General features: G+C 48.7%; 1 protein-coding gene. It reads left to right on the top strand.

What is annotated here, in order from left to right; translation table 11 throughout:
* On the top strand, positions 1-238 hold a 238-nt coding region (locus tag HJG58_RS18780), incomplete at both ends, for a hypothetical protein (protein WP_170249816.1).

Raw genomic sequence — 238 nt, 5'->3', positions numbered from 1 at the left:
CACCTCCTCCTCCGGAGGCATGGCAAGCTGTGATGGCCGCTACCAATGCAAACACGCAGTTGATCATGCAAATTATTCAAGAGCGCAACCAAGCGAACCAAGGCAACCAAGGAAACAATCAGAATCACTTTGCTACACTCAACCAGTTCCTTGCAAACCAGCCAAAGACCTTCAGCAATTGTGTTGAGGCAACTGATGCTGACGATTGGCTTGTGGACTTATGCAAGCATTTCGAGTG

The organism is Acinetobacter geminorum, assembly GCF_013009345.1.
Taxonomy (GTDB): domain Bacteria; phylum Pseudomonadota; class Gammaproteobacteria; order Pseudomonadales; family Moraxellaceae; genus Acinetobacter; species Acinetobacter geminorum.
This window is presented reverse-complemented; position numbering and strand designations above follow the sequence as displayed.